The organism is Mesorhizobium sp. AA22 (genome assembly GCF_001672375.2).
Taxonomy (GTDB): domain Bacteria; phylum Pseudomonadota; class Alphaproteobacteria; order Rhizobiales; family Rhizobiaceae; genus Mesorhizobium; species Mesorhizobium wenxiniae.
Genome location: NZ_CP048406.1, coordinates 2288050 through 2313568, shown reverse-complemented (window position 1 = coordinate 2313568; position 25519 = coordinate 2288050). Strand labels below are relative to the sequence as shown.

General features: G+C 61.7%; 17 protein-coding genes and 1 pseudogene. 11 read left to right on the top strand and 7 right to left on the bottom strand.

Features of this window, described 5'->3' with window-relative positions; all coding sequences use genetic code 11:
- Positions 1-11: 11 nt before the first annotated feature.
- A complete protein-coding gene (locus A9K68_RS11360; protein ID WP_082982759.1) occupies positions 12-3149 on the bottom strand; it encodes an AAA family ATPase in 3138 nt (1045 codons plus the stop codon).
- Between the two features lie 338 nt (positions 3150-3487).
- Here A9K68_RS11360 and A9K68_RS11355 point away from each other — a divergent pair, with 338 nt between their 5' ends.
- Positions 3488-4564 (top strand): vanadium-dependent haloperoxidase, encoded by a 1077-nt coding sequence (locus tag A9K68_RS11355; protein ID WP_163603009.1) that lies wholly within the window; start codon positions 3488-3490, stop codon positions 4562-4564.
- Between the two features lie 558 nt (positions 4565-5122).
- Here the strand turns inward: A9K68_RS11355 and A9K68_RS11350 are convergent.
- From A9K68_RS11350 to A9K68_RS11340, 3 genes are all read right to left on the bottom strand, one after another.
- Positions 5123-6967 carry an adenylate/guanylate cyclase domain-containing protein gene (locus tag A9K68_RS11350; protein ID WP_065011994.1) on the bottom strand — a complete coding sequence of 615 codons (1845 nt, stop codon included), beginning with the start codon at positions 6965-6967 and terminating at the stop codon, positions 5123-5125.
- Positions 6967-10617, bottom strand: coding sequence for a tetratricopeptide repeat protein (locus A9K68_RS11345; RefSeq protein WP_065011993.1), 3651 nt, complete (start codon positions 10615-10617; stop codon positions 6967-6969). Before A9K68_RS11345 ends, A9K68_RS11350 begins: the two co-directional genes overlap by 1 nt.
- A 602-nt stretch (positions 10618-11219) precedes the next feature.
- A complete protein-coding gene (locus tag A9K68_RS11340) occupies positions 11220-12200 on the bottom strand; it encodes a zinc-binding dehydrogenase (protein WP_065012061.1) in 981 nt (326 codons plus the stop codon).
- Positions 12201-12297: 97 nt separating this feature from the next.
- Between A9K68_RS11340 and A9K68_RS11335 the strand changes: the two genes are divergently transcribed.
- Positions 12298-12705 (top strand): helix-turn-helix domain-containing protein, encoded by a 408-nt coding sequence (locus tag A9K68_RS11335; protein WP_082982757.1) that lies wholly within the window; start codon positions 12298-12300, stop codon positions 12703-12705.
- 62 nt (positions 12706-12767) lie between these two features.
- Here A9K68_RS11335 and A9K68_RS11330 read toward each other — a convergent pair whose 3' ends face one another.
- Positions 12768-13373 carry an NADPH-dependent FMN reductase gene (locus A9K68_RS11330; RefSeq protein ID WP_065011992.1) on the bottom strand — a complete coding sequence of 202 codons (606 nt, stop codon included), beginning with the start codon at positions 13371-13373 and terminating at the stop codon, positions 12768-12770.
- 92 nt (positions 13374-13465) lie between these two features.
- On the opposite strand from A9K68_RS11330, the gene A9K68_RS11325 reads away from it, so the two are divergent.
- Positions 13466-13834, top strand: coding sequence for a helix-turn-helix domain-containing protein (locus A9K68_RS11325; protein ID WP_029350030.1), 369 nt, complete (start codon positions 13466-13468; stop codon positions 13832-13834).
- 510 nt (positions 13835-14344) lie between these two features.
- Here the strand turns inward: A9K68_RS11325 and A9K68_RS11320 are convergent.
- Positions 14345-14738, bottom strand: a pseudogene (locus A9K68_RS11320) (acyl-CoA thioesterase).
- Between the two features lie 192 nt (positions 14739-14930).
- On the opposite strand from A9K68_RS11320, the gene A9K68_RS11315 reads away from it, so the two are divergent.
- The 4 genes from A9K68_RS11315 (at position 14931) to A9K68_RS11300 (ending at position 19331) form a co-directional block, all read left to right on the top strand.
- Positions 14931-15518, top strand: a complete 588-nt coding sequence (locus A9K68_RS11315; protein ID WP_163603008.1) for a nuclear transport factor 2 family protein — start codon at positions 14931-14933, stop codon at positions 15516-15518.
- 248 nt (positions 15519-15766) lie between these two features.
- A complete protein-coding gene (locus A9K68_RS11310; RefSeq protein ID WP_203546897.1) occupies positions 15767-16354 on the top strand; it encodes a GNAT family N-acetyltransferase in 588 nt (195 codons plus the stop codon).
- A gap of 152 nt (positions 16355-16506) precedes the next feature.
- Positions 16507-18123, top strand: coding sequence for a GMC family oxidoreductase N-terminal domain-containing protein (locus tag A9K68_RS11305; protein ID WP_065012059.1), 1617 nt, complete (start codon positions 16507-16509; stop codon positions 18121-18123).
- A complete protein-coding gene (locus tag A9K68_RS11300; protein ID WP_065011990.1) occupies positions 18120-19331 on the top strand; it encodes a mandelate racemase/muconate lactonizing enzyme family protein in 1212 nt (403 codons plus the stop codon). The genes A9K68_RS11305 and A9K68_RS11300 overlap by 4 nt, the downstream gene beginning before the upstream one ends.
- 186 nt (positions 19332-19517) lie before the next feature.
- On the opposite strand, the gene A9K68_RS11295 is transcribed toward A9K68_RS11300, so the two are convergent.
- Positions 19518-20456, bottom strand: a complete 939-nt coding sequence (locus A9K68_RS11295) for a diacylglycerol kinase family protein (RefSeq protein ID WP_065011989.1) — start codon at positions 20454-20456, stop codon at positions 19518-19520.
- 348 nt (positions 20457-20804) lie between these two features.
- Between A9K68_RS11295 and A9K68_RS11290 the strand changes: the two genes are divergently transcribed.
- The 4 genes from A9K68_RS11290 to A9K68_RS11275 are packed head-to-tail and all read left to right on the top strand — an operon-like array spanning position 20805 to position 25443.
- Positions 20805-21911: a sugar ABC transporter substrate-binding protein gene (locus tag A9K68_RS11290; protein ID WP_065012058.1), complete on the top strand. Its 1107-nt coding sequence runs from the start codon at positions 20805-20807 to the stop codon at positions 21909-21911.
- A gap of 24 nt (positions 21912-21935) precedes the next feature.
- Positions 21936-23525: a sugar ABC transporter ATP-binding protein gene (locus A9K68_RS11285; RefSeq protein WP_065011988.1), complete on the top strand. Its 1590-nt coding sequence runs from the start codon at positions 21936-21938 to the stop codon at positions 23523-23525.
- Positions 23522-24487 (top strand): ABC transporter permease, encoded by a 966-nt coding sequence (locus A9K68_RS11280; RefSeq protein ID WP_065011987.1) that lies wholly within the window; start codon positions 23522-23524, stop codon positions 24485-24487. Before A9K68_RS11285 ends, A9K68_RS11280 begins: the two co-directional genes overlap by 4 nt.
- Positions 24484-25443, top strand: coding sequence for an ABC transporter permease (locus A9K68_RS11275; protein ID WP_065011986.1), 960 nt, complete (start codon positions 24484-24486; stop codon positions 25441-25443). Before A9K68_RS11280 ends, A9K68_RS11275 begins: the two co-directional genes overlap by 4 nt.
- Positions 25444-25519 lie beyond the last annotated feature (76 nt).

Genomic DNA, 25519 nt, shown 5'->3' with positions numbered 1-25519 from the left:
CTTCCATGGTTTCACGCGCCGGCCGCGGGTCGCAGCGCCTCGGCTACCCTCAACCGCTCGGCGTCGAAGAATCGGACCTCGTTGGCCGCGTCCTCTTGCTCAAGCTGTTCGATCACCGCCAGTCCATCCTGGATCCGCCCCGCCTTGAGGAAGGCGTCGGCGAGGAGCGTCCGGCCGTAGGGAAGCATCTGACGGGCGCCGGTGCGGGCGTAGGCCGCAAGTCCGTCGCGCAGCGTGGCCAGCCCCTGATCAACGTCGCCGGTCGCCGTCATCGCCCATCCGCGCACCACGTCAGCCCAGGCCTCCCAGTACGGCACCCGCTCCTCATGCGCCATTTGCCAAGCGGCGGTGGCCAACTCTAGGGCCGCCCGGGCTTCGCCGCGGGTCTGCCGGATAGAGGCGATGATCGTCAGCCCGTAGATTCGGCTGAAGCTCTGCCCTTGCATCCCGATCAGCCGCTCTGCCTCGGCTATGCGCGCAGTTGCACCTGCGTCGTCGCCTGAAAGCGTCAGAGCCCACGCCTGCATGACCCGAGCCACGATCGCGGGGTCGGCGATGTAGTGGCGCCGGATCCGGGCGGCGTACTCAGGATGGAGAGCGGAGAGCTCGCGGTCGAAGCCGTCAACCGCCACCGCAAAGCGGCCGGAGAGGAACGCCAGGAGAGCCCGAGTATGGACGGTGAGAATGTCGTGGGCCGGATCCCCTGTCTCTTTGGAAAGCGCAGCCATGCGATCGGCGTCGGCCTCGGCCGCGCGGATGCGGCCGGCGAGCAAATGCGTGCCGCAGCTGCCGTAGATTACCGAGAACAGTTCATCCCTGTCCCCATGCTCCTCGCGTAGCTCGTAGAGTCGCTGCAAGTTCAGCTCGATATCTTCGGACCCCCAGCCGCAGAGTTCAATCGGCTCGCGCTTCATTTCGCGCAGTGCAATCTCTGCCGCTGTGCGCTCCGGATTCTCAGCCAGTTTCGCATTCTCGGCCAGAGCCTGGTTCAGGTGGGCGCAGGCCTCGATGTGGGCCGAGCGGGCGATCGAAAGTACGGCCGCCTCCCTCCATCGATCGCGTGCCTCGGCGACGCGACCGGCGCGGCTCAGATGCTGAGCAACAACCTCAGGCCGCGCCTCCGCAACCTCGGCAAATTGGGTGTTGAACACATCTGCGATCCGAGCATGCAGTTTTCGCGCCCGGCTCGCCAGCATGGTCTCGTAGGCCGCCTCCTGGATTAGCCCGTGGCGGAAGGTGAAGGTTGCCTCGGGGTACTCGCCCCGACGCAACAGGATCTGCGATTGTATCAGCTGGTCCAAGATCGGCCGGAGCGCCTTCTCCGACAGTTCCGAAACTGCAACCAGAAGCCGATACGAGAAGCTCCTACCAATCGCGGCGCAAAGCGGAACAACCTCCCGGGCGCTCGACAGGCGGTCGAGCTTGGCCATCAGTAACTCCTTGAGCGATGCGGGAAGCATGACTTCCGACGGAGCGCCGTCAACTGAAAGCTGTCTATGCTCGATAACCGACTTGGTCATCTCCTCAAGGAAGAGCGGCACGCCCTCCGTCCTGACGACAATCTGTTCGAGCAGGCCCTTTGGTATTTGCCCGTGCGAGGCGATCCGCATGACGAGCTCCAGCGAGCGCCTCGGGTCGAGCCGCGAGAGCGCCAGGTGCATCACCCCGGCGCGGCCGATCCAGGGCGCCTCATAGCCCGCCCGGAATGTGCACAGGAGCAGGACCGGGCTTCCACCGATCCGATCGACCAGCACGTCGAGCAGCTCCTCGGTGGAGGGATCGACCCAGTGCAGGTCCTCAAAGCAGATCAAGACGGGTTGACGCGCCGCCAGCCCGAAAAGTTGTTCGAGCAGCGCCATCATCGTACGCTCCTTGATCGCTTCGGGCGGCTCATCAAGGGGCCCATAGCGGTGTTCGAACGGGATCGAAAGCAAGTGTGCGAACAGAGGCGCCACACTCACGACGTCTTGGGTCCCCTGCGCGAGGAGATGCTCAAGCTGGTCGAGCCGCTCGTCAACGCTGTCGTCTTCGCCAAGCCCAGCGGCTTGAGCAAGTTGCATCATGATTGGAAAGAGGGGGCTGCCGCTATGATTGGGCGAGCATTGATAGCTCAAGCGGTAATGAGCCTCAGGGGCAATAGCGTCGTGCAGCCACTCGCCCAGCCGCGATTTGCCGATCCCGGCCTCGCCGGAGATAAGCACCACCTGTCCTTCGCCCGCGCGCGCCGTGTCCCAGCGGTGCTGTAGGATTTCGCGTTCATCCTCCCGGCCAACCAACGGAGTCATCCGGCCCTGTGACCGCGCGGCAAAACGTGACGTACTCGCCTTCATTCCACGGACGAGCCAGACCTCCTGCGGCTTATCGAATCCCTTGATCCGCCGATTGCCGAGGAAGGAACAATCGAATTGGTTACCAAGCAGGCGCCGGGTGCTTCCAGCAACAATGACTTGGCCCGGCTTCGCCACAACCTGGAGCCGAGCGGCAAGATTGGGCGTGTCGCCGAGAACCGCGTCCTTAATCGTCAGCCGACCCGCGACGAGATCGCTCACCAGCACCTCCCCCGTGGCGATGCCGACATGGGCTGCGAGCGGCACATGATCGGCAAGCTCGAGCCGCGCCACGTCCCGGATTATTTGCAGCCCGGTTGCGACTGCACGCTCGGCGTCATCCTCCTCGGCGGTCGGGTAGCCAAAGTAGGCGAGCACACCATCGCCTCGGAATTGTGCGACGAAGCCGAAATTTGTGCGAACCAGATCGGAGCAACAGAGATGATAACTGCGGATCGCGTCGCGGTAGCTCTCGAGGTCGAGGTTCTTGGCCAGCTGTGTCGAGCCCACGAGGTCGGCAAACAGCAAGCTCAGCTGACGCAATTCCTCTTTTGGATAGAGTAGGAGTTGTCCCGATCGAGCACATGAAAATTCGCTAGGCTCTGGTGATGCGGCCGTACGCAGAGGTGCAGGCGCTTCGCGCTGACGCAGCGTCCGGATGCCCCGCATCATGCGCTTGCGATCGCCAAGCGGCACGCCGAGGGCAGCGAGGTCTGCTTCGGTCAGGTCTGAGAGCACGTCGAGATCCACACGCTGCTCGACGAGTTTCTCACAATAATTCTCGAGCTGCAGCGAGACCAACCATTCCCTGAGGCCCGTCACATTCTCACACTCCCAAACTTGACAGCCGAGAAGGGTACCACCGATCGTACGGGGACTCTACGCACTGAAAAGCAACAATCGGTCTCTTCGGCCCTTGGAGAACCGACTACAGGTCTGCGGGAGTGGGCTTCTCTCAGCGGCGGTCGACAAATCTAGTCGGATAGTCCAAGCTTTCGTTGATTATCTATACTTCAACGGGTATGGGTACGCAGATGTCCATTCCAAGAAGCATCTCTGATGCTGCAAAGGGAGGCAGCAATAGTCTAGTTGGACGGTCCTGCGTTCGACGATTTTGTCTTGTCTCCGCTATTGGATTGTGGGTTCTGTGTGCCGCGATCGTGGCAGCAATCGCCCCCGTCCATGCGGATTCCCGTCTCGACCGATGCGGATGGAACGCCGTATTCCAGTTCGTTGCCCGCAACCGGCTCGACCCGCCCCTTGCGAGTCGTCTCTATGCGGCATTCGCCATCGGAAGCGACGCGATATATCGGCATGCGGCGTTGAAATTCGGGTCTGAAGAAGCGGCGAGAATAGTGCCCGATCTTTTCCTGGGATTGGCGCAAGAGCAGACCAGCCGCACGCTACTCTGGGCGCCTTATCCGGTCTTGGCGGTTTCGTGCGCGACAGGCGGACCAGAAGTTGAGCCGGATATGCTCGTAGTCCTGAAAGACGTCGCACGGCTCCTCGACGGACTGTGGAAGCGGAGCGGCGGGGGCGTCGGCCTCCCGCCGCCTTCAGGGCAGTGGTATCCTGATCGAGGATCAGACCCCTTGCGGCCCGATTGGGGCAATGTCCGCCCGCTTCTCATCGGAGACCCAGAGAAGTTTCAATCGAAGAAACCCGACGCTTACGGGAGGCTCGACCGCCAGGCCGAGCTGGTGTGGAATGCAGTCTCCAATCTATCGCCGGCAGAAAGAGCGCAAGTACTCTACTGGGCTGACGGCATCGGCACTTTTACGCCGCCAGGACATTGGGCTCAAATCGCGCTGGATGGGTTGGAAGCCAGCGATCTCGACCTCGGTCAAAAGCTGTTCATCGTTGGGGCGACGATGATAGCCGTCAATGACGCTGTGATCGCCTGCTGGCGGGATAAATATACGTTCGGAGTGCCGCGACCGTCTCAGGTTTACAGCAAAATAGAGCCAGTAATTCCAAATCCCAACTTCCCATCTTACCCATCGGGTCACTCCGTCATTTCGACTGCAGCATCCCATGTGCTCGCGTCCTACCTGCCCAAGAGGGCAGCCACGCTCGAGTTGATGGCTCAGCAAGCGGGACGATCTCGCTTCCTGGCAGGTGTCCATTATTTGGCCGACATTGAGGCGGGGATCGTTCAAGGAAAAGGCGTGGCGATTGAAGTCGTGCGCAAACTTGATCCGGAACGGTCTCTCATTAATCAGCTTGAACTCCCATAGGCAAGGCATTCTCAACCAGTCGTGTTGAGCACTGTTTAATCAATTTGCAAAAAAATCGCTGAAACGCGTATCTAGAATGTTGCCATCGTACATCTGCTTCGCTTCGGATTACTCTAGTACGTGTATTCTGTTTGCTGATGCGGAACGGACCTATGCCCCAACGCCTGCTTTGCAATGTCTCGAACATCTACCTTTGTCGGAGAATCCATTGCAAGAAGTTAAAAAGGTCGTATCTGCCCGAAACGTGAACGCCAGGTTTGGAGAGGCTCCTTGAAAGTCAGCAAATGGTGCAACCGCGACCTCCAGCATTGTTACCGCGATGTCCGCTTTCGGGCGGAGGCAAGGCACCCCTCTACGGCCGATATGGAGGCGCATTGCGGACCAACAGCGTTGGGCCGTATGCGGACCGGAAGCTTCAGGAAAAAAAGTCTCCTAGGCGGAGGGTCCGCATGCCGCCGTGTCCGGACATTCGGCAATTTGGCGGCGAGTGACCGAGTTGTGACAATCTTGCCGAGGACGAACGTCTAACCTATACCCCATCCAGGAACGGACAACCGCCTAACTTGCGGCTGTCGAAACCGGTGCGCTTACCGCCGCGGGGGCATAGACCATGGTAGACTCGCCGCGCCCCTTTACGGTGATCTCGCGCAGCGGGGTCAGCGGAATCCTGTCTGACACCAGTTCGGCGGTCGCCCGGCCGATCACCAGCGGAACGCCGAGATCCTTCGAGGCGCCCTCCAGCCGCGATGCCAGATTGACCGCGTCGCCGAGCGCCGAATAGTCGAAGCGCTGCTCCGATCCGACATTGCCGACGACGCATTGCCCGGTGTTGACGCCGATGCCGATGCGCAGCGCAATCGGCGTTTCGCCGCGCGTTTCGGCCTCCGCCTGCAAATGCGCGTTCAGCCGATCTAGCGCGGCGAGCATTTCGAGGCTGGCCTCCACCGCATGGATGGCGTGGTCTGGATCGTCCAGCGGCGCGTTCCAGAATGCCATCAGGCAGTCGCCGATATATTTGTCGATGGTGCCGCCATGCGCCATCACGACGTCGGAAAGCGGCGTCAGCAGCTGGTTGATCAGCGTTGTCAGCCGCTCGGGATCGCTCTTCATCGCCTCCGCGATGGTGGTGAAGCCGCGAATGTCGCAAAAGAGAATGGTCAGCGTGCGGACCTCGCCGCCAAGGCGAAGCTGCGTCGGGTCGCGCGCTAGGCGTTCCACCAAGGCCGGCGACAGATATTGCGAGAAGGCGCGCGTTATGCCGCGCCTAAGCTTCCGCTCCGCCGCGAAATCGCGCGCCGCCTGCGCGCTTGCGACAAGAGTAAAGGCAAGCGCTGGCGCCAGCGGCGCGACAAAGACACGGCCGTAGCGCAGCGCCATATAGCTGCCGGCGAGGAGCGCCAGCACGGCAACCACAGCGCCGGCCAGGGTCTTCCATCCGGTCGACTTCCAGACGGCAAGAACGCCAATGCCCGCGCCAAGCAGGATCGAGAGAATTGCCGCCCATGCCGGGGGGCGCGCGATGAACAGCTGATGCGCCAGATTGTCGAAGACCGTCGCCTGGATCTCGACGCCGGAAACGAGCGTGCCGGTGCGGATGGTGAACGGCGAGGCGTGGACGTCGGCGCCGCCTTGCGACAGCGACGGCGCGTTCTGCAGGCTGAGCCCGACCATGACTATGCGGCCGCGGAAAAAATTCTCCGGCAGGAAACTGTCGAAATCGAGCGCCTGATAGTAGGAGACGGTCGGATATGTGCGAGACGGGCCGAAGGCCTGCAGCAGCGCGTTTCGCGGTACAGTGGCCGGCCGGCCGGCGGCGTTCAGAAGCTCTGCCGCAAAGCCGTCGCCATAGCCGGGCACGCGCCGCAGGATGCCGTCGCCGTCGGGCGCGATTGAGGCGATGCCGGTTGCGGCGCCAGTCGCGGTGAAAATGGCCAGCGGCTCGACCCGGACATGCTGGGCGGCCTGCTCGGTCTCGATGAATGTCTCGTCGCCGGCCAGAACCACGTCCGGGCCAAGGCTCTTGACCAACGCTTCGTCCGCGGCCGGCGTCGACGGCTCGGCAAAGATGATGTCGAGCCCGACGGCTTTCGCTCCAGCGCGGCGCAGAGCCTCGACGAGCCGCCCGTGAAGATCGCGCGGCCATGGCCATTGCGGGCCGATCTCGGCAAGCGAGGGCTCGTCGATGGCGACAATGACCGGCCCGTCATCGGGCGGGGGCGGCGGCGAAATGGTAGAGAGATAATCGAAAGCGCGCGCCTCGACGAGCTTCCATGGCGTGAGCAGGGACAGACCAGCAACGAGCAGCACGGCGAGGACCGCGATCGCAAGAATGCCGTTGCGGCGGGAGGGGGTTCCGGGCGCGGAAGCGCCAAGGCCCTTCCACCACGGCCCGCCTGCAAACATCAGAACCGGACCTTCAGCGAACCGACGATGCTGCGGCCCCAGCCGGGGGTGAACGATGCGACCTGAAAATCCTCGTCGAACAGATTGTACGCGGCAATTTCGAGTTCAAATCGTTTGTCGAAAGGTTCCCAGGTCAGGAAGGCATCAGTCGACCAGTAGGATTCGAGCTCAGTCCCCGCCGCATCGCCGGTGCGTGAGCCGACATAGGTTTCGGCCAGCGTGACCTTGATGTTGGACGGGTGAACCCAGGTCAGGCCAAACCGCGCGGACGTTTCGGGGACAAAGGGCAGCGGGCCGCCGAAGCCTGGACTTGTCGGATCTTCGTTCTCTGAATCGGCGTAGGCAAAGGTCGCGAACGCGCCGAAGCCGTTGCCGATCCAGACGTTGGCCGTGGCGCTGATCCGGTCGAGCCGGCCCTCGCTGAGATCGATTGTGGTGGCGGAAGCCGGAACGCCGATCGAAAGTTTCTCGAATTCCTGATGCTGGTAATCGACGGCCGTAAAAAGGCGGCTGTTCCACTCGGCGTCCCAGCGCGCGGCAAACGTGTCCGAAAAGCCGTCGACAGCTAGAGAATTCTGATTGGATTGCAGGCCGAGTGTTCCGACCGGCGCCAAGGTCGCCGACGTTATGAACGAGCCTTCCCGCAGGAACCCGGCGCGTAGGTAATGGCCTTCGAAAGGCGTCCAGGCGACACCGAGGCGAGGCTCCAGGCGTTGTTCATCAATCGTGCCACCGTCGAGATAAGTGCCGAATAGGGCTCCCTCCACCTTGAGATTGGGGTTGAACTCGTAGACGGCGTCGAAATAGAGGCGCCCAATGGCGACATCGACGGCCGTAGTGGATTCGGATATGATTGTGTCCGGGATAAAAGGAAACACGAAAGAAAACGTTTCGTCTTTTGAGACTTCCAAGAGTCCGCCCTCACCTCCGTATCGGAGAGTCAAGTCACCGGTTCCGTAGATGTGATTGAATGCGGCGAGATAGGATTGCTGGCTGATCTCACTCTCCAGAATGAATCCTGTTTCCCCGAAGCCGATTTCCTCCAAGCGGGTTCTGTTGCTTCGATCCGTAATGTCGGTCGCAAACAGCGCCGCGCTGGCAACGTTCTGGTAACCAAATGTATGGCTCCAGGCGACCCCGGCGTTGCCGGTTCGGGTGTCGCCGGAGTCGGCATACGTTCCTCCTAGCGGCAGAACGGTAGGGTCCAGCACTGTGCTTAGGTCGAACTCGAAGTCCTTGACATCGATATACGCCACCACCCGGTCATTCGGCGTCGGCTTCATGGCCATGTAGCCTGTGCCGGTGATCGACCGGTCATCGAGATCGAACTGGCCGGTCGCTGGATCATCGCCGCGACGCGTGTCGGTCTCCAAACCGTTGATCCTGCCGTAGAAGCTCCAGGGAAAGGGAGCTGCTTGATACCCTTGGGTTTCGATTTCGCTGTTCCAACCCAGATCGCCGTCATCGGCGACAAAACCCCCGCCGACGGTGGTTTCGATGAAAGGTCGCCGGAGGATGTTGGCGCTCCTCTGGCGGCCGGCCAGCATTTGCGGGTCGAGCATCAAGCCTTGGAAAAACGATGAGAAGCTGGTTGCATTAGGGCCCGGTTCCGTCGGCACGTCGCCGAAACGCAGATTGTTGACGAAGGGATTTAAGCTACCGGCAAGCGCCTGGTCGACATAGCCGGAGCCGGTGAAGGGATCGAAAACCGCGTCGCCGTAGTAGCGGCCCCAGGCGTTGAGATTGAGTAGCCGGAACGCGTCGTTCAACGTCGAGCCGGTGTCGCGATTGGCGCTGAGGGCGGCATAGTCGCCGCCGCGCGCTCTGGTGCGCTTCAGCGCTTCCTGTGCGCTGGCGATCGCCTTGTCGGCTTCGTACTCGTCGATTGCAACCGCCGTGCGGAAGGATGAAATCACCGGATCGTTCGGATCAAGGCGGTCGGCGTTTTCGATAGCCTGTTCGGCGGGTTCCAGCTCGCCGGCTTCGTAATAGGCGACGGCAAGCAGCAGCAATCCATTGGAATAGGCCGGATTGGCGGTCGTGCCGGCGAGCAGGTCGTCACGCGCTTTGTCCAGTTCGCCGGTCTGCAGATAGTAGCGGCCGCGCGCAACCAGCCCGATGTCGAACGCCGGATCGACTGCGAGCGCCGTGTCGATTTCGGCTTTCGCTTCGGCCGTGCGGTCCTGCTCGAGATAGATGATGGCGAGGTTGGCGTGGGGGACAGGATCTTTCGGGTCGAGTTCGATAGCGCGCTTCAGCGCCGCCTCCGCCTCGCGAGTGGCGCCGCGCGCGCTCTGAACGAGGCCGAGAGCGTTCCAGCTCGCCGAGCCGGGCGCCAGCTCCACCGCGCGCTCGAGGTCGGCAAGCGCGCCTTCAAGATCGCCCTTGATTCCGGCCCGATAACCGGCGCGTGCTTGGAGCGCGATCATATTATCCGGGTCGAGCGACAAAGCGCGATCGATTGCCGCTTCCACCTGTTCGCGGTCGTCGAGCAGGAACGCAATTTGTGCCCTGAGGGCGGGCAGCGTCGGATCACCGGGATAGCGCCGTTCGGCTCTTTCGAGAACGGCAATTGCAGCTTTGAGGTCGACCAGAAATCCGGCCGTCAGAGCCTCGGCGATGGCCGCGGCGACGCCGGCATCCGAATTAACCGGCGGAGCTTCGATATGGCTGGGGTCAGCCAGCGAGCGCGCATAGTAGCCGCCATAGCGCGCCATGACACGCCGGCTGGGATCGAGATGCGGCGCCGCGCGTTCGAACAGATGCGCCGCCTCGGCATAGCGCTGTTCGGCGCCGGCGATCAACGCGTCGATCAGATCGAGCCGGGCTTCCTGCGCGCGCGTCAGCGGGATTTGTCGCGCTTGCCTGGCCGCGTCGCGCGCCGCTTCCCGCCCTTCAAAGTCAAGATTAACCTCGGCCAATGTCACCCAGTCCTCGGCGGATCGGGACGACGGCTCCATCGCCTTTATCCTGGCGCGCGCCTTGCGCATGTCCAGGCTCGACAATGCCGATGCTGGCAGGACGGTGAAAGCGTCGCGCAAGGAGTAGTAGAACAGCATCTGCTCGCGGTCGTCCGAATCGACGATGACGACCTTCGTCGGCGCCGAGCCGATGGTGGCCGCCGCGGCTTCGCCTTCGGCGACGCTGACCGAGCCGAATTCGTTGGCGAGTTCTACCGTGCCTTCCAGCACGATCAGCGAGGTGCGGCCGTTGCCGTCGACGGTCATCGTCCAGTCGGTGCCGCGGATGGCGGCGGCGGCGGCGGGCGTGTCGATGGTCAGCCCTTCGCCGCCGCGCTCTGCTCGCGCCCAGATGGTGCCGCTCTCCAGCTTGAACTCGGTGTCGGACGCCGCGCCGATCTTTTTGACCAGGAGCGTCGTATTGCGGCCAAGCCGCATCTGGGTGCGGTCGGCAAACAGCACTGCTAGGCTGCCGGTGGCGTTGGTGCGCAGATAGTCGCCGGGGACGACGTCCTGCCTGAGATCGACCACCTGCCAAGAGGCGAATTCTAGGAAGCGCACTTCCTCGCCCGATTTGCGGGCAATGACCGACCCGGCCGCCGGCTGGTTGCGCGGCACGACATCGGCCGCCGCCGGCTGGAGGCCGACGAGCGCCGTCAACAACAGCGAAAAACTTACCGGCCCCCGCATCGCAGTTCTGAAGCGCGCCCCCTCTTCGTACGGCTTTATGACGGTTCATTCATCGAACTGTCAAATACTCCGTTGCAGCAGATCGCCGAACACGGCAAACGTTGCTGCCCGGACACACAGCATCGGAAAACAGGCGCTATGTCCGGGCGGCTGTGACCTATAAGCAGTTGAGTGAAGGGAGTTCAAAGTGGGACCATCTTCGTCGCTTGAAAACCGGTGGCTGACCGAAGCCAGCTGCTTCTGGACAGCGTCGTCCAGACTGTCAAAAGACTGAGGGCGTAGCCCTCCGCAACTCCGCTTTGGGTGACTCCGACCAATGCGCGAAGGGCAGCTTTGAAGGAGCGCCCTGAAGGTCGCGTTGTGGCGCAACAACGATGTCCAAGGTGGTCGCCGGCAACGTCCGCTATCGGGCAACAGCTAAAATCACCTCAGCGGCCGACATGCGGCGCAAAGCGGACAGGTTCCACGATTGGCCTGTGCGCAGTTAATCGTCGACCACGATACTAGAGCGGTTCATCGTTTCACGGAAACGCCGAACCGCTCTATCTCTTTGTTTTTGCGCAATTCCGGACGAAACCGTTCACACTTTTCCTAGGATTGCTCTAAGGTATCAGCACGACCTTGCCGGTCGAGCGACGCTCCTCCAGCGAACGATGTGCTTCGGCTGCCTGGTCGAGCGGATAGCGGCCGCCCTGCGTCACGGCAAGCTGGCCGCTGGCGGCCAGGTGGAAAAGCTCCGACAGGCCGGCCCTGAGGCCATCGGCAGAGAGCAGCGGAAGCAGGGCAAAACCTCGCAAGGACTGGTTTCGGGTGATCATCGCTTCCAGTTCCGCAGTGCCGATCGCGTATCTGCCCAGCGCCGCAAACACCAACTCTCCGCCAGTCGCGAGAGCTTGCAGCGACGCCGCCGTCATCGGGCCGCCGACAATGTCGTAGACGACATCGACGCCGGCGCCGCCTGCCGCTTCCCGGACACGCGCGGGCCAATCCGACGTGCTGTAGTCGACCGCGGCATCGGCTCCAAGCGACAGGGCAAGATCGAGCTTGGCCCTGCTGCCGGCGACCGCGATCACGGTGCTGGCGCCCTGGCGTTTGGCGAGCTGGACAAGCAACGAGCCGACACCGCCCGCGGCTGCAGTGACCAGCACCGATTTGCCGGCTGGCGGGCTTTGCCGCAGCAGATGAAAAGCCGTCAGCCCCTGCACCATCAAGGTCGTCGCGTCTTCGAACGAGAGCGCGTCGGGCAAAGGCACGGCCAGCTTTGCGTCGATCGTGACATAGTCGGCATAGCCGCCAAACGGGCGCTTCGAAGCGAACAGCGGCGCCGCAACGCGTGTTCCGGTCAGCGAGATGTCCACCCCTTGACCAAGCGCCTCCACGGTCCCGGCAGCCTCGACGCCGAGAATGACAGGCAAGTCCGGCGTCACCGCGTAGCGATCCCCGCGCATCAGCACTTCGAAGAAATTCACGCCGGCCGCGCGAACACGGATCAGCACCTCGCCGGCCTCCGGCAGCGGCTTCGGCATTTCGACGACGTCGAAGACGTCGGGACCGCCGAAACGGTTCAGTTGAATGGCTCTCATGGCATGCATCCATCGCTATGGCATCGGCTGCTGTTTGCCACTATCTGCCTGATCGCGACCACACACTCATTTGTCCCCTGCTGACCAGGAGGTGACCATGGCCAAGCTGGCCAAAAGGCTGCAAACCAAGAGACTGCCTCTGCTGCCGGCGGAACGCGCCCTGAAAGTGATCTCGGGCCGATGGAAGGCTGTTATTCTCTACCATCTCTTCGACGGCCCCCGAAGGCTTTCGGTGCTGAAAACGCTGGTTCCCGATATCACCCAGAAAGTGCTGATCCAGCAGCTTCGTGAAATGGAGGAACACGGTCTTGTCAGACGCGAGATCTTTGCCGAAATTCCCTCGCGCGTCGAATATTCGGCGACGCGACTCGGCCTTAGCCTCGAGCCTATCCTTTTGGCGCTCTGCGAGTGGGGCCAGCACCATGCGGGTGAGCTGAACGAAATGGACCGCCTTGCCGATTGCATCATCAGGCCTCGGCAGGCGCGGCAGCCAGCCTTAGCCTAATCAAAAAGGGGCGACGCAAGCGCCGCCCCGGAATCCTTGGGAGGATTGTTCTGGTCTGCGGTTCAAGCCGCCTTGACTTCCTCGGCCACCGCGTCAGCCTGACGCGCCGCCTTCAGCACTTTGGCCCACCATGCAACGTCGTTGACCAGCGCGGTCGCCGCCTGGTTCAGGTGCTCAAGCTCGTCGAGCTTCTTTTCACCTTGCCTGACGGCGAGGAAATCGGCCCAGGCAATATGGACGGCGGACTTGACCGGCGCCATCTGGAGCTCAACCGCATGCAGCCTCAGCTGCTCGACGGCCCGCGCGCCGCCGACGCTGCCATAGCCGACGAAGCCGGCCGGCTTCTTATTCCATTCATTGGCGGCGTAGTCGATCGCGTTCTTCAGCACGGCGGTCGGGCCATGGTTGTATTCGGCGGCGGTGAAGATGAAGCCATCGAACTCGGCGACCTTCTTCTGCCAGCGCTTTGCCACTTCATTCTGCGACGGCGCCCAGGCGGATGATGCGACCTCGTCAAAAAACGGCAGCGGGAAGTCGCGCAGGTCGACCACCTCCACGTCGATGTCGGCATGCGACTTGGCGATCTTGGCGATCCACTGGGTCGGAACGTCGGCAAATCGTGCGGCGCGGGTCGAACCGACGACAATGGCGATTTTGGGTTTGGACATAGAGGGGCTCTCCTTCAGGCAAATTTCTGGTATCGTTTAGATACCTGAGCTATATGAGTGACTGCACTCACGAGGCGCAAGGAGGCACCTTTTTGTTACCAAGGCACCCGCACCGCACTGAGGACTGCCGCGCCATCTCGGAAATCCTGCAGCGCGTCGGCGACAAATGGACCGTACTCGTCGTCGGTAAGCTCGGTGACGGGCCGCTGCGCTTCAACGAATTGCGCAGCGCCGTCGGCGGCATTTCGCAGAAGATGCTGACCACCACATTGCGCGGGCTTGAGCGCGACGGCTTCGTTACCCGCACCGTGTTTCCGACCATTCCGCCGCGCGTCGACTATGAGCTGACCGATCTTGGCTACGAGCTTCTTGTGCCGGTCGGTGCGCTCGGCGAATGGGCGCGCAAGAACACCGAGCGGGTCAAGGCCGCGCGGGCGAGGTTCGATGGGATTCACGCCTGAAACTCTTGCGCTGCAAGGGTTTGTGCGCGGCGTGTAGCTTATACGATTTCTACGGCTGCATCGGCAGTCCGGCCCGCAGTGGGCTTTCGGTCCGTTTCGATTTCGTCCCCGATTGACCACCTTGCTTCGATGGCGCAGGCCGCCCCTTTGCCGCAATTGCTCACGCTCATCGCGCCGGTGTGGCACGTCGTTGCAACGCAGATTTCGCACCTGCTCGCTTGCCGATTGAGGGTGTAGTTTTCCGAGGCGCAACTGGCTTCGGCCTCGTCGTGTTTGACGTCGGTATAGGGGTTGCGGCCAGCAGGCAGAACAAGGCCGCAAGCGCGCCCACCAATGCGTCGTTCAGCAATCGTTGACGCATTGTCTTGTCCCCATGTCCTGCCGGACATGGTCACGAAAATGTGCGAACGCGAATATGAAAAGCATCACACAGCATCGCTGCTCCCATCTCCTTGCGAGAGGCTGGAAGCGGTGTTGCCGTTCGACTTTAAGCCGACGACATCCAGCCGGTCAGCTTTCGGCAGGAACGGCCTTCGGCTTGCCTTCGCCGTCAGCGCCACCATGACGAAATCGGCATGGGTGACCTTCTCCATCAGGTCGGAGAGGTAGCGCTGCGCCCAGGCCTCGACCTTGAGAGCCATCGAGGTGCGGCCGACGCGCTCGACATGCGTATAGATGCACAGCGTGTCGCCGATCTTCATCGGCTTGGCGAACGACATTTCCTTCACCGCTGCCGTCACCACTCGGCCCTTGGCGCGCTCGGCGGCGCGGATGCCGCAGGCCAGATCCATCTGCGCCATCACCCAGCCGCCGAAGATGTCGCCCGCCGCATGGCGTCCGAGGGCATGGCAAGCGTCCTGAGCGTCAGATCGCCGATCGGCCGTCCATCCGCATAATGCACCATGCGCCAAATCCCTTCGAGATCGATCGTCCCGATCCCGTATCGGGATGGCGATGATGCGTCAACGCGCCACCAGCCGGCAATGTCGCAGTTTGAAATTCGGCTATGGGCTCAATTGAGCCGTTCCGTTGCCGACGACCGGGTAGCGGGCGAAGCCGAGTGCGGGAGGTCTCGGCGCTTATGGCGTCGCCATGCATGTTTCTCGCGTCGCCGCGCGCCATGATGATTTCCGTGATTGTTCAAGTGGTGAACACTGGTTGTCGGGAAGCACCAACGGTGGTTACCTTGATGACAACGTGGGAGGAACAGCCTGATGCCCGGCACGCGGGCGAAATGCAGAGATTGGAGGAGACGATGCCAGGCGTGGAAGCCGCGATTAGGGAACAGCTGGAGAGTCGATCGGCTGCCATGGGCGCCAAAGACATCGAGTGGCTTATGTCCCTTTACTCCAACGACATAGTCTATTTCGACCTCGTACCGCCGCTTCGGTATGTGGGATCCAACGCCCTTCGCGAGCGGTTCCTGGATTGGTTTCCCCGCTGGTCTGGTCCGATTGGCCAGGAGCTTGGCCAACTGGATGTTGCGGCCGGCGATGCGGTTGCCGCCGCCTGGATGCTTATCCGAGCGCGTGGCATCCTGAAAACCGGCGCGAAAGTCGACTACTGGGTGCGCGTAAGCAATGCTTTTCGTCGAGCTGGAGACAGATGGACGATCACGCACGAGCACGTTTCCCTCCCCGTCGACATGCGGAGCAGGACAGCAGTCTTGAACTTGACCCCATAGCGTCGCCGGAACGACGTTGGACAGGGGATTTTGATGTCGTTCTTCACGCCTAAAGCAACAGGACTTGAGGGCCTTTCCACCCGTGCGCCCCCTGATCCGAAGGGAATGCATGCTTTTCCGCGATCGGCCGACCATCCGCGTAGTGCACTATGCGCCAAATCCCCTCGATATCGATCTTCTCCCGATCCCGTATCGTCGTGGCGCTGATTCGTCACCGCGCCAGCAGGTACTAGACTGAGCAGAGTGAGTTGAGGAAGGCTGACATGAAACTTACCTCTCGCCGTCTGACGCCCGATCTATGGTCCGCGCTCGAGGACCTGTTCGAAGAGAGCGCCGTCTGCAGTCGATGTTGGTGTATGTACGGGCGTATCGGCAGTTCTTATCGAAAGCGACCAGGTGAGGAAAACAAGGCCGCGTTCCGGCAAGCCGTCGAGCTTGGTCCGCCTCCAGGCGTGCTTGCTCTCGACGGCAATACTGCTGTCGGATGGTGCCAGGTGACACCGCGAGATGCCGTGCCCTGGCTCGATCGGCTGTGGCAGCTCAGGCGAGTGGATGATGCGCCGGTCTGGTCCTTGTCCTGCCTCTACGTGCGAAAAAGATACCGCCGGCAGGGCGTCACGTCCCACCTGATCGCAGCGGCGCTGCAAGCTGCAAGGCGCGCAAATGCCCCTGCGCTTGAGGCCTATCCTTTTGATGCCGATGTATCGCCGAGTGCTTCCGGCAGTGGATACGCCGCCACCTTCGCTCGCGCCGGGTTCAGGGTCGTCGCTCGCAGGGTGCCAGCCCGCCCGATCATGCGTTATGATTTCAAGCAAAATGCTGATGATGGCGTATGATGCGCCCACGAGGCGAAGGCCGCTTCGGGCAAGACACCGAATGCAAACGAAGTACCGGTCGCTTTTTTCACAGAGGGTGCCGGAAGCTCCGGTGATCGCGGCGGCTTGCGGCGTCTAGGTTGTGCGAACATTCGGAGCCGGCCGCAGCCACCATGCAGACTTATGATTTCATCGTCGTCGGCTCCGGCTCGGCCGGCTCGGTCCTCGCCGAACGGCTTTCCGCCTCCGGCCGCTTCTCGGTGCTGGTGCTCGAGGCCGGCGGCACCGATCGGCGCTTCTACGTGCAGATGCCGCTTGGCTACGGCAAGACCTTCTTCGACCCAGCGGTCAACTGGAACTACAAGACCGACCCGGATCCCGGGCTCGACAACAACACCGATCACTGGCCGCGCGGCAAGCTGCTCGGCGGCTCGAGCTCGATCAACGCGATGGTCTGGATCAGAGGCGCGCGCGAGGATTTCGATGCCTGGCGAGATGCCGGCAATCCCGGCTGGAGCTACGACGATCTGCTGCCGGCCTTCAAGGCGCTGGAGGACAATGAGGCCGGCGCCGATCAATGGCGCGGCATCGGCGGCCCACTGCACATCACCGACTGCTCGACCGCCGTCCATCCGCTAACCAAGCGTTACCTGGCGGCCGGTCAGCAAGCCGGCCTGCCACTCAATCGCGATTTCAACGGTGCCGTTCAGGAAGGCGTCGGCATCTACCAGATCACCACCAGGAACGGCCGCCGCATGTCGGCCGCCCGCGCCTTCCTGCGCCCGGCGATGAAGCGCAAAAACGTCCGCGTCGAGATGAATGCGCTGGCGACCAGAATCCGTTTTGAGGGCAAGCGTGCCGTTGGCATTGAGTACCTGCAGAACGGTGAGACGAAGACTGCCCGCGCCGGTCGCGAAGTCATTCTGTCGGGCGGCTCGATCAACTCGCCTCAATTGCTGCAGCTTTCCGGCATCGGTCCCTCGGCGCTCCTTGGAGCGCTCGGTATTCCCGTCATTCACGCCAATGAGAATGTCGGCGCGAACCTGCAGGACCATGTCGGCATCAACTACACGTATCGGGGCAGGCTGCCGACACTCAACCAGATCCTGCGGCCGTGGTGGGGCAAGCTCATGGTCGGCATGCAATATGTCCTTTTGCGCTCGGGCCCGCTGTCGCTGTCGATGAACAATGCCGGCGGCTTCTTCCGCACCGACCCGGCGCTTTCACGGCCCAACATGCAGCTTTATTTCCAGGCATTCTCGACCGTCATCCCGAAGAGCGGCGAGCGTCCAATCCTGACGCCCGACCCGTGGCCGGGCTTTTCCATCGGCCTGTCCAACTGCCGTCCATCGAGCCGTGGCGAGATCATGATCCGCTCCAGCAATCCGCGTGACTATCCGAAGATCGTCGCCAATGCCTTCTCGACCGAAGCGGACGTCGCCGAAATGCTGGCGGCGGTGAAGTTCGTCCGGAAGATCGCCGCCATGCCGGCGATGGCCGACATCATCGAGGAAGAGGTTGTGCCGGGCCCATCAATCAAGTCCGACGCGGATCTCATTCAGGATTTCAGGAAACGTTCGGGCACTGTCTACCACCCGGTCTCGACATGTCGCATGGGACCGGACGCTGCGCGCGCCGTCGTCGACCCGCGCCTGCGGGTTCACGGCCTCGCCGGCTTGCGCGTCATCGATGCCTCGATCTTTCCCGATAACATCACCGGCAACACCAACGCCGCCTCGATCGTGACCGGATGGAAGGGTGCCGAACTGGTTCTGGAGGATCAAAAATGAAAATCACCGACGTAAAGACCTGGGTTGTCGGCAATCCGCCGCCCGGCATCGGCGGCAAGTATTTCATCTTCGTCAAGCTCACCACCGACGGCGGCGTCGTCGGCTATGGCGAGGCCTACAACGCCACCTTCTCCGCCCACGTCACCGCAAGAATGATCGAGGACATGGCCGAGCGCTACCTCATCGGCCGCGATCCGCACGACATCGAAAACTTCTTCCGCCGTGCCTATTCGTCCGGCTTCACCCAGCGCCCCGACGTGTCCGGGATGGGCTGTTTTTCGGCGCTCGAAATCGCCTGCTGGGACATTATCGGCAAGGAGGCCGGCAAGCCGGTCTACAAGCTGCTCGGCGGGCAGGTGCACGAAACGCTGCGTTCCTATACTTACCTCTACCCACACAGCGGCAGCGTCCACTCGGAGGATGCGCGCGGCAAGAACGTCTACAACGATCCCGATATGGCGGCCGAATGCGCGCTCGAATATGTCGAGCAGGGCTTCACTGCCGTCAAGCTCGACCCGGCCGGCCCCTACACTGCGTTTGACGGTCACCAGCCGCGTCTCGTCGATATCGACCTCTCCGCCCGCATGATCAAGGCGATCCGCGAGGCGGTCGGCACCAGGGCCGACATCCTGTTCGGCACGCATGGCCAATTCACCGCGTCGGGCGCGCTGCGCATGGCCCGCGCCATTGAGCCCTATGATCCGCTGTGGTTCGAGGAGCCGGTGCCGCCCGATATGCCGGAAGTGATGGCTCAGGTGGCGCGCGGCACGTCTATCCCGATCGCCACCGGCGAGCGGCTGACGACCAAGTTCGAATTCGCCCGGGTCATCGAGAACCGTGCTGCGACCATTTTGCAGCCGGATCTCGGCCGCTCCGGCGGCATTCTCGAAACCAAGAAGATCGCCGCCATGGCCGAGGTCTACCACATTCAGGTCGCACCGCACTGCTATTGCGGGCCGGTCGTCGGTGCGGCCAACATCCAGCTTGCCGTGACCTTGCCCAACTTCCTCATTCTGGAATCGCTGAAGCAGTGGGACGGCTTTCACGAAAAGCTGCTGAAGAAAAAGATCGAATGGCAGGACGGCAACGTCATTCCGTCGATGGAACCAGGCCTTGGCGTCGAACTCGACGAAGCGGTCTGCGAGGCGCATCCCTGGACCGGCAAGGACCTGCATCTGCAGATGATGCAGACGCCGTTGATGCCGTGAGCTGTCTTTAGACGTCGTCACCAGTTTGCCGCGCAAACGGGTGAAGAGTATTTACACGCAAGAACGCCGGGCTTTTCCTGCCAAGACCGAGACCTGACAGGCGGATTGTGAAGCGATTCCAGCATATTGGCCGGATCGCCAGAATCACGATCGAAACGAGCTGAATCAAAGTCTCAACACCTTGATTCAATATCTGAGCGTCAGCGCGCCGGGTAGGATCTCGAAGGTCGCCGGTATGCGCCCGGGGGATTCGCCGTCTACGTCGAGCAGCGCGGCGTTCTTTTGCGCATCACCGAGCGGTTCGACAACCACTTTCTTGCCACGCAAAATGGTGATTGCCGGATGGTTGCGGTGCCGTCCGCCATAGAGCAGACGGATGTCCCAGATCAGTTTCAGCTTGCCGGCCGCACGCAGGATGACGATGTCGAATTGACCGTCGTCCAGTTCGGCATCCGGCGCGATCATCATGCCGCCGCCGAAGAATTTTCCGTTAGCCACCGCCACCAGCGCCACGCGCGCCTCGACCGGGACGCCGTCATCGACGGTGATCACAACGTCCTGGAATCGGTAGCGCATGAATTCCCACACGGTGCGCCAGTAGAACAGCGCCTTGGCCGACACCTTGCCCTTGCGCTTGTCGGCGTTGACCGCGCGGTCGGTGGCGCCTGAAAGCCCGAGGCTGGCGATGTTGATGAAATGGCGGCTGGCCAGCGCGCCATGGTCGTCGACATAGGAGATGCGGCCGGCATCGACGTTGTGGGCCTTGGCATCGGCGATGCGCTTCAACGTCAGGTCGACCTCGCCAGATAGGCCGAGCCCGCGGGCGAAATCGATGCCGGCGCCGCAAGGCAGCAGGCCGAGTTCGGCCGTCCGGCCGCTTTCCGCAAACGCCTGCAGCAGCCCGTCGGCCACTTCGCTGGCGGTGCCGTCGCCGCCCGCCGCGATCACCAGGTCGAAGCCGCTGGCTGCAAGGACGAGCGCCAGCCGTTCGGCGTCGCCGGTCGCCTGCGTTTCGCGCAGCTCGAAATCGCCGAAATGTTTCCTGAGCGAAGCACTGACCTCCGGCCAATGCCGTTTGAGCCGGCTGCCACCGGCAATCGGATTGAGAACCACCCCGACCTTCAAGAACGCCCTCCCAAAGGATCGCAGCGACACTGGTGTCCTAAAATCCTTTGCCGGCATTGAAGCCCGCGCCGCTCTGTGGGGCAAGGGCCGAATGTTCGATCTTGCTCCTCGCCGCAGATCAGGGCCGTGTCCCGCCTCCTGCATCTCGTCCAGAAAAACGCTCCGGCGCCGAATTAAGGCAGGTGCGCATCTGCCGACCTGCTTTGAAGAAAATTCACAAATGATGATCGCAATCACCTGATTGCCGCGAGGTCAAAGTCTTGATGGTATCCCAATCTCTTCCGAGGTGGGCTCGCAAAGCCAAATATGGGCCGACAAGAAGCGGAAGTGCAGTGGGAGGAGATCACTATGCTGAAGACTGTTGCTCGCTCCGCGAGCTTCGCCGTCATGGCGGCGTTAATCGCCGCTTCGCCAGCTTTGGCGGAAACGTATATGCCGGATTGTTATGTGCCGGCAGCCGGCGTCAAAACGATCATTAAATACGAGAGGCGGGAAGGTCCGTACCGGATCGCGCTGGTTAACGGACATACGGGTATTCCGTGGCGCGAACAGATGATCAAGAGCGTCAAGGCCTGGGCAGCGCGTCCGGAAAAAGCCAAGGACATCGCTGAACTCAAAGTGATTTCGACCGGTTCCGACGTAGCGGCGCAAATCGCTGCGATCGATAACTTCATCCAAGCCGGGTATGACGCGATTGCCTTCATCGCAGTCAATCCCACGGCATTCGGTGCCGTCATCAAACGGGCCGAGCGCGCCGGCACCGTTCTGGTTTCCTTTGATAATCCGGTCGACAGTGAAAAGGTTCTCAGGATCACGCCCGAATGGACGACATTCGAGGGCGAGATCAAAACGCAGTCCGTCGTCGACCAGATGAAACAGCCCAAGGGCAAGGTTCTGGAAGTCCGCGGCATCCAGGGCAATTCGACCGATCGCGACCGCCATGTCGGGTTGGAGCGTGTGCTGGCCAACTATCCCGATATCGAGGTCATCGAGGTTGTCGGCAACTGGGATACCGGAACAGTCCAGAAGGTAACAGCCGATGCAATCGCAGTGCATGGCCAGTTTGATGCGTTCATCTGCCAGCACGGGTGTCGCGGCGTTACCAACGCTATGGAAGCGACCGGACATCCAATCGTGCCCGTCGGCGGCGACGCCGAGAACGGGTTCGTCAAAGCTCTGGCGGCGCGAAACATCCCGGGCATTTCGGTCTCAACTTCGCCGGGACAAGGCCCCGTGGCGATCCGTGCCGCGATCGCGCTGTTGCAGGGCGAGGCCCTTCCGGCAACAGTCAATCTGCCGACGCCCAACGTAAAAACGGCAGACATGAATCCCAATGTGAACTATTTCCCGGACGAGCCTGATACGTTCGAGACCGTGACCGGCTACGGCAGTTGCGGCAAGGACATGGTGTTCACGCCTGACGAGCTCAACGCCAAAAGCGCGGGCAATAATTAGGCCTCCCACACCGGAGGCGGCCCCATGCCGCATCCGGTGCAATATTTGGAGACTGCACGGGAGGGCGCTTTGATCGACGCTGCACCACTTCTGCAATTGACCGGAATCGGTAAATCCTATGGAGGAGTCGTTGCTCTGCGCGACGTCGATTTCGACGCGCGCCGCGGGTCCATTCATGCCGTTCTTGGAGAAAACGGCGCCGGCAAGTCGACCCTGATGAAGATACTCGCTGGCGTCGTTCGCCCCACAGACGGTGCAATCAGCTTGGACGGAGAGGTCTATTCACCTACCTCGCCGGCCGACGCTGCCCGAAGCGGCATTGTGTGCATCTTTCAGGAACTGTCCGTCATTCCCGATCTCAGCGTTGCCGCCAATATTTGTCTGGCGGATCCACCGCGGACAAGGCTTGGCCTGATCGATCGCAAGAGACAGGCTCAGATGGCGCGTGACGTGCTGTGGGAGATGGGTGTCGGGCAAGACATCGATGTCTCACGTCTGTGTCGCGAATTGCCGCTCTCCAAGCGCCAGATCGTGGAAATCGCCAAGGCGGTCATTCGCCGCCCCAAGGTCCTTATTCTGGATGAAGCAACCTCCGCGCTTACGGCATCCGACGTCAAGCCTGTCACCGATCTGCTTCGGCGCCTTCGCGATGAAGGCACGCTGATCCTCTTCATTTCGCATCGCATGCACGAAATCGAGGCCCTTGCCGACGTCTGCTCGATCTTTCGCAACGGGACTCACGTCGAAACCTACCCGACTGGGTCCAGGTCCAGTGACGAGATCGTTCAGTTGATGCTCGGCCGCTCGCTGACGCAGGTCTACCCGCCCAAATACCAAGTCCACGCAACCACTGAACCCAATTTGTCGGTGAAAGGGCTTCGCTGGAACGGCAAGCTGAAAGGAATCGATCTTCAGGTTATGCCTGGCGAGATTGTCGGCCTTGGCGGCCTTGACGGTCAAGGGCAGCAGGAAATTCTGCAGGCGATCGCCGGTATTTTGCGCGGAGTCGGAGGCACGATCTGCATGCACGGCACCCCCCTGCGTGCACGCGGCCCTGGCGACGGAATTTCCGGCGATCGGCGTTTCGCACTCGTGCCCGAGGATCGGAAATATGGCGGTTTGTTCCTACCGCTTTCCATCGGGGCCAATCTGACAGCACCCGTGATGGACACCTTTGCCCGCTTTGGCATCATCAGCCGCAAAGCGGAAGCCGGGACCGTGGCCCGGATGGTCGAGCAGTTGCAGATCAGGGCGGAGAATTTGGATCATCCAGTGGAAACCCTGTCGGGGGGCAACCAGCAAAAAGTGGTGATCGCCAAGTGGCTGGCAACAAAGCCCAGCCTGCTCCTGCTGATCGACCCGACCCGCGGCATCGATATCGGAACAAAGCAAGAGATTTATCGCCTGCTGCGGCGACTCGCCGAGGAGGGGTTGGCGATCATGATCTACACCACTGACTACGATGAACTCGTCGGTCTGTGCGACCGGGCGTTGATCATTTACGACGGCTGCGTGCGCGCGGAACTCGCCGGAGATGATCTGAGTGAACATAATATTCTGAAGAACGCGCTCAACCTTGGCGAAGTCCCCCATTCGAGGGAGGCACAACAATGATCATCCGCATGTTGCGGGCCCACATGCGTCCGCTGACGGCGTGGGCCGTGCTGGCGCTCCTCATCGTCTACTATCTGTCCATTCATCCGCAGGGGTTGAGTATCGGCGTTCTGACGGCCTGGTCCAATCAGGGCACCGCGCTGGCGTTGCTCGCCGTTGGTCAGACGATTGTCGTCCTGTCTAGGGGTATCGACCTGTCGATCGGTCCAATCATGGCGCTCACCAATTGCATGGCCTCGCATCTGGTCAATGGCAGTCCGGTTGAGGTCGCCAACGGCATGATCCTAGTCATCGCGACCGGAGCGGCATGCGGGTTGCTGAACGGACTTGTCATAGTAATCGGGCGGATGCAGGCAATCATAGCGACGCTGGCAACGGGAACGATCTTCTCTGGTATCGCTCTGATCGTTCGACCCATTCCAGGCGGCGACATTTCAGAGGGGCTGAGCGATTTTTTTAGCGGGGATCTCGGAGGCCTGGTTCCCATGTCGCTGATCGTCATATTGGGCGCCATCGCCGCCTGGTATCCAATACGCAAGTCGGTGCTGGGCCGGACCATCGTAGCCGTTGGGTCTTCGGAGGCGGCCGCCTACGCCTCCGGCCTGCGCGTTAAGCGTGCGAAGATAGGAGCCTATGTGCTGGCTGGCGTTTTCGCTTCGTTGAGCGGCTTGTTTGTGGGCTTTCAGACGCTTTCGGGGGATCCGTCGATTGGCCTGAGTTATACGCTGAACTCAATAGCGGCGGTTGTCATTGGCGGCACTGCGCTTACCGGAGGCGCCGGTAGCATTGCAGGTTCGATCGCCGGCGCATTGATCCTGCGCACGATCGGCAACCTTTTGTTCTTCAATGATATCGAACCGCTGGCACAACCACTGTTTGAGGGACTCGTCCTATTGGTCGCGGTTTCCTTTGGCGCGGCACGGCTGCTGCGCATGACAAGCAGGATGGAGGCTTTCCAATGACCGCCGTTTTTGCGCGTCTGCCATTCGATGTTCCAACGCGTTCAATCGTCATGGCGGCGACGCTCCTGCTTCTCGTCGGTGGGTGGCAATATCCGCAATTCTTTTCGCCTCCTTATCTGGCCCAGCAGCTTCAAAGTGGGGCATTCCTGGGAATCGTTGCCGCGGGGGCGATGGTGGTAATCCTGCTTGGCCACATCGATTTGTCGGTACCGTGGACCATGACCGCCGCCGCAACCGTCGCCACGGCCGTCGTAGGCCTGACGCCCGAGGTGTTCGTCTCGGAAAAGGGGGTGCTGGCTGGATTGGCCGTCGGAGCGGCGGTTGGCGCCGTCAACGGCTTTGGTGTGGCTTACCTGCGCATCCCGTCCATGATCTGGACGCTTGCGACCAACAATGTCCTGATGGGCATTTTGGTCTACTTTAGCGGCTTTTATGCGTTGAGCAGCAGGCCTTCGCCGCTTATGTCCATGCTCGGCTCCGGACGCATATTCGGCATTCCGAACGTCGTGTTTGTCTGGGTCGCGGTTTCGCTGGTCCTGCTCTTCATCCTGAGAAGCACGACCCTGGGTCGGCGCATATACATGGTCGGCACGCATGAACCCGCCGCCTATCTTTCAGGCGTCAACAGCCGCCGGGTGCTTGTCGCCGGGTTCGTCATTGCGGGCATTTGCAGCGCCATGGCGGGTATGCTTCTAGCGGGCTACGCTGGTCAGTCCTACCAGCGCATGGGCGACACATACCTGCTGCCGGGCATTGCGGCTGTGGTGCTGGGCGGCACCAGCCTCTTCGGCGGCCGCGGCAACTATTCCGGTACCGTCGCCGGTGTGATGCTGCTCACCTTGATGGCCTCGATCCTCTCAATAATGCAAGCGCCGGAAGCGGCCAAGCAGATCGTCTATGGCGTCGTCGTTATCACGATGGTCGGCTTTTACAGCCTGCGGGAGCGCTATTCATGAGGCGGCGCCGAAGTCGGCCCCTTCCGGCCCGCGCGCCTGCCACGGCCGAAGCGGAGGGTTGGCCGGACTGGCTTCA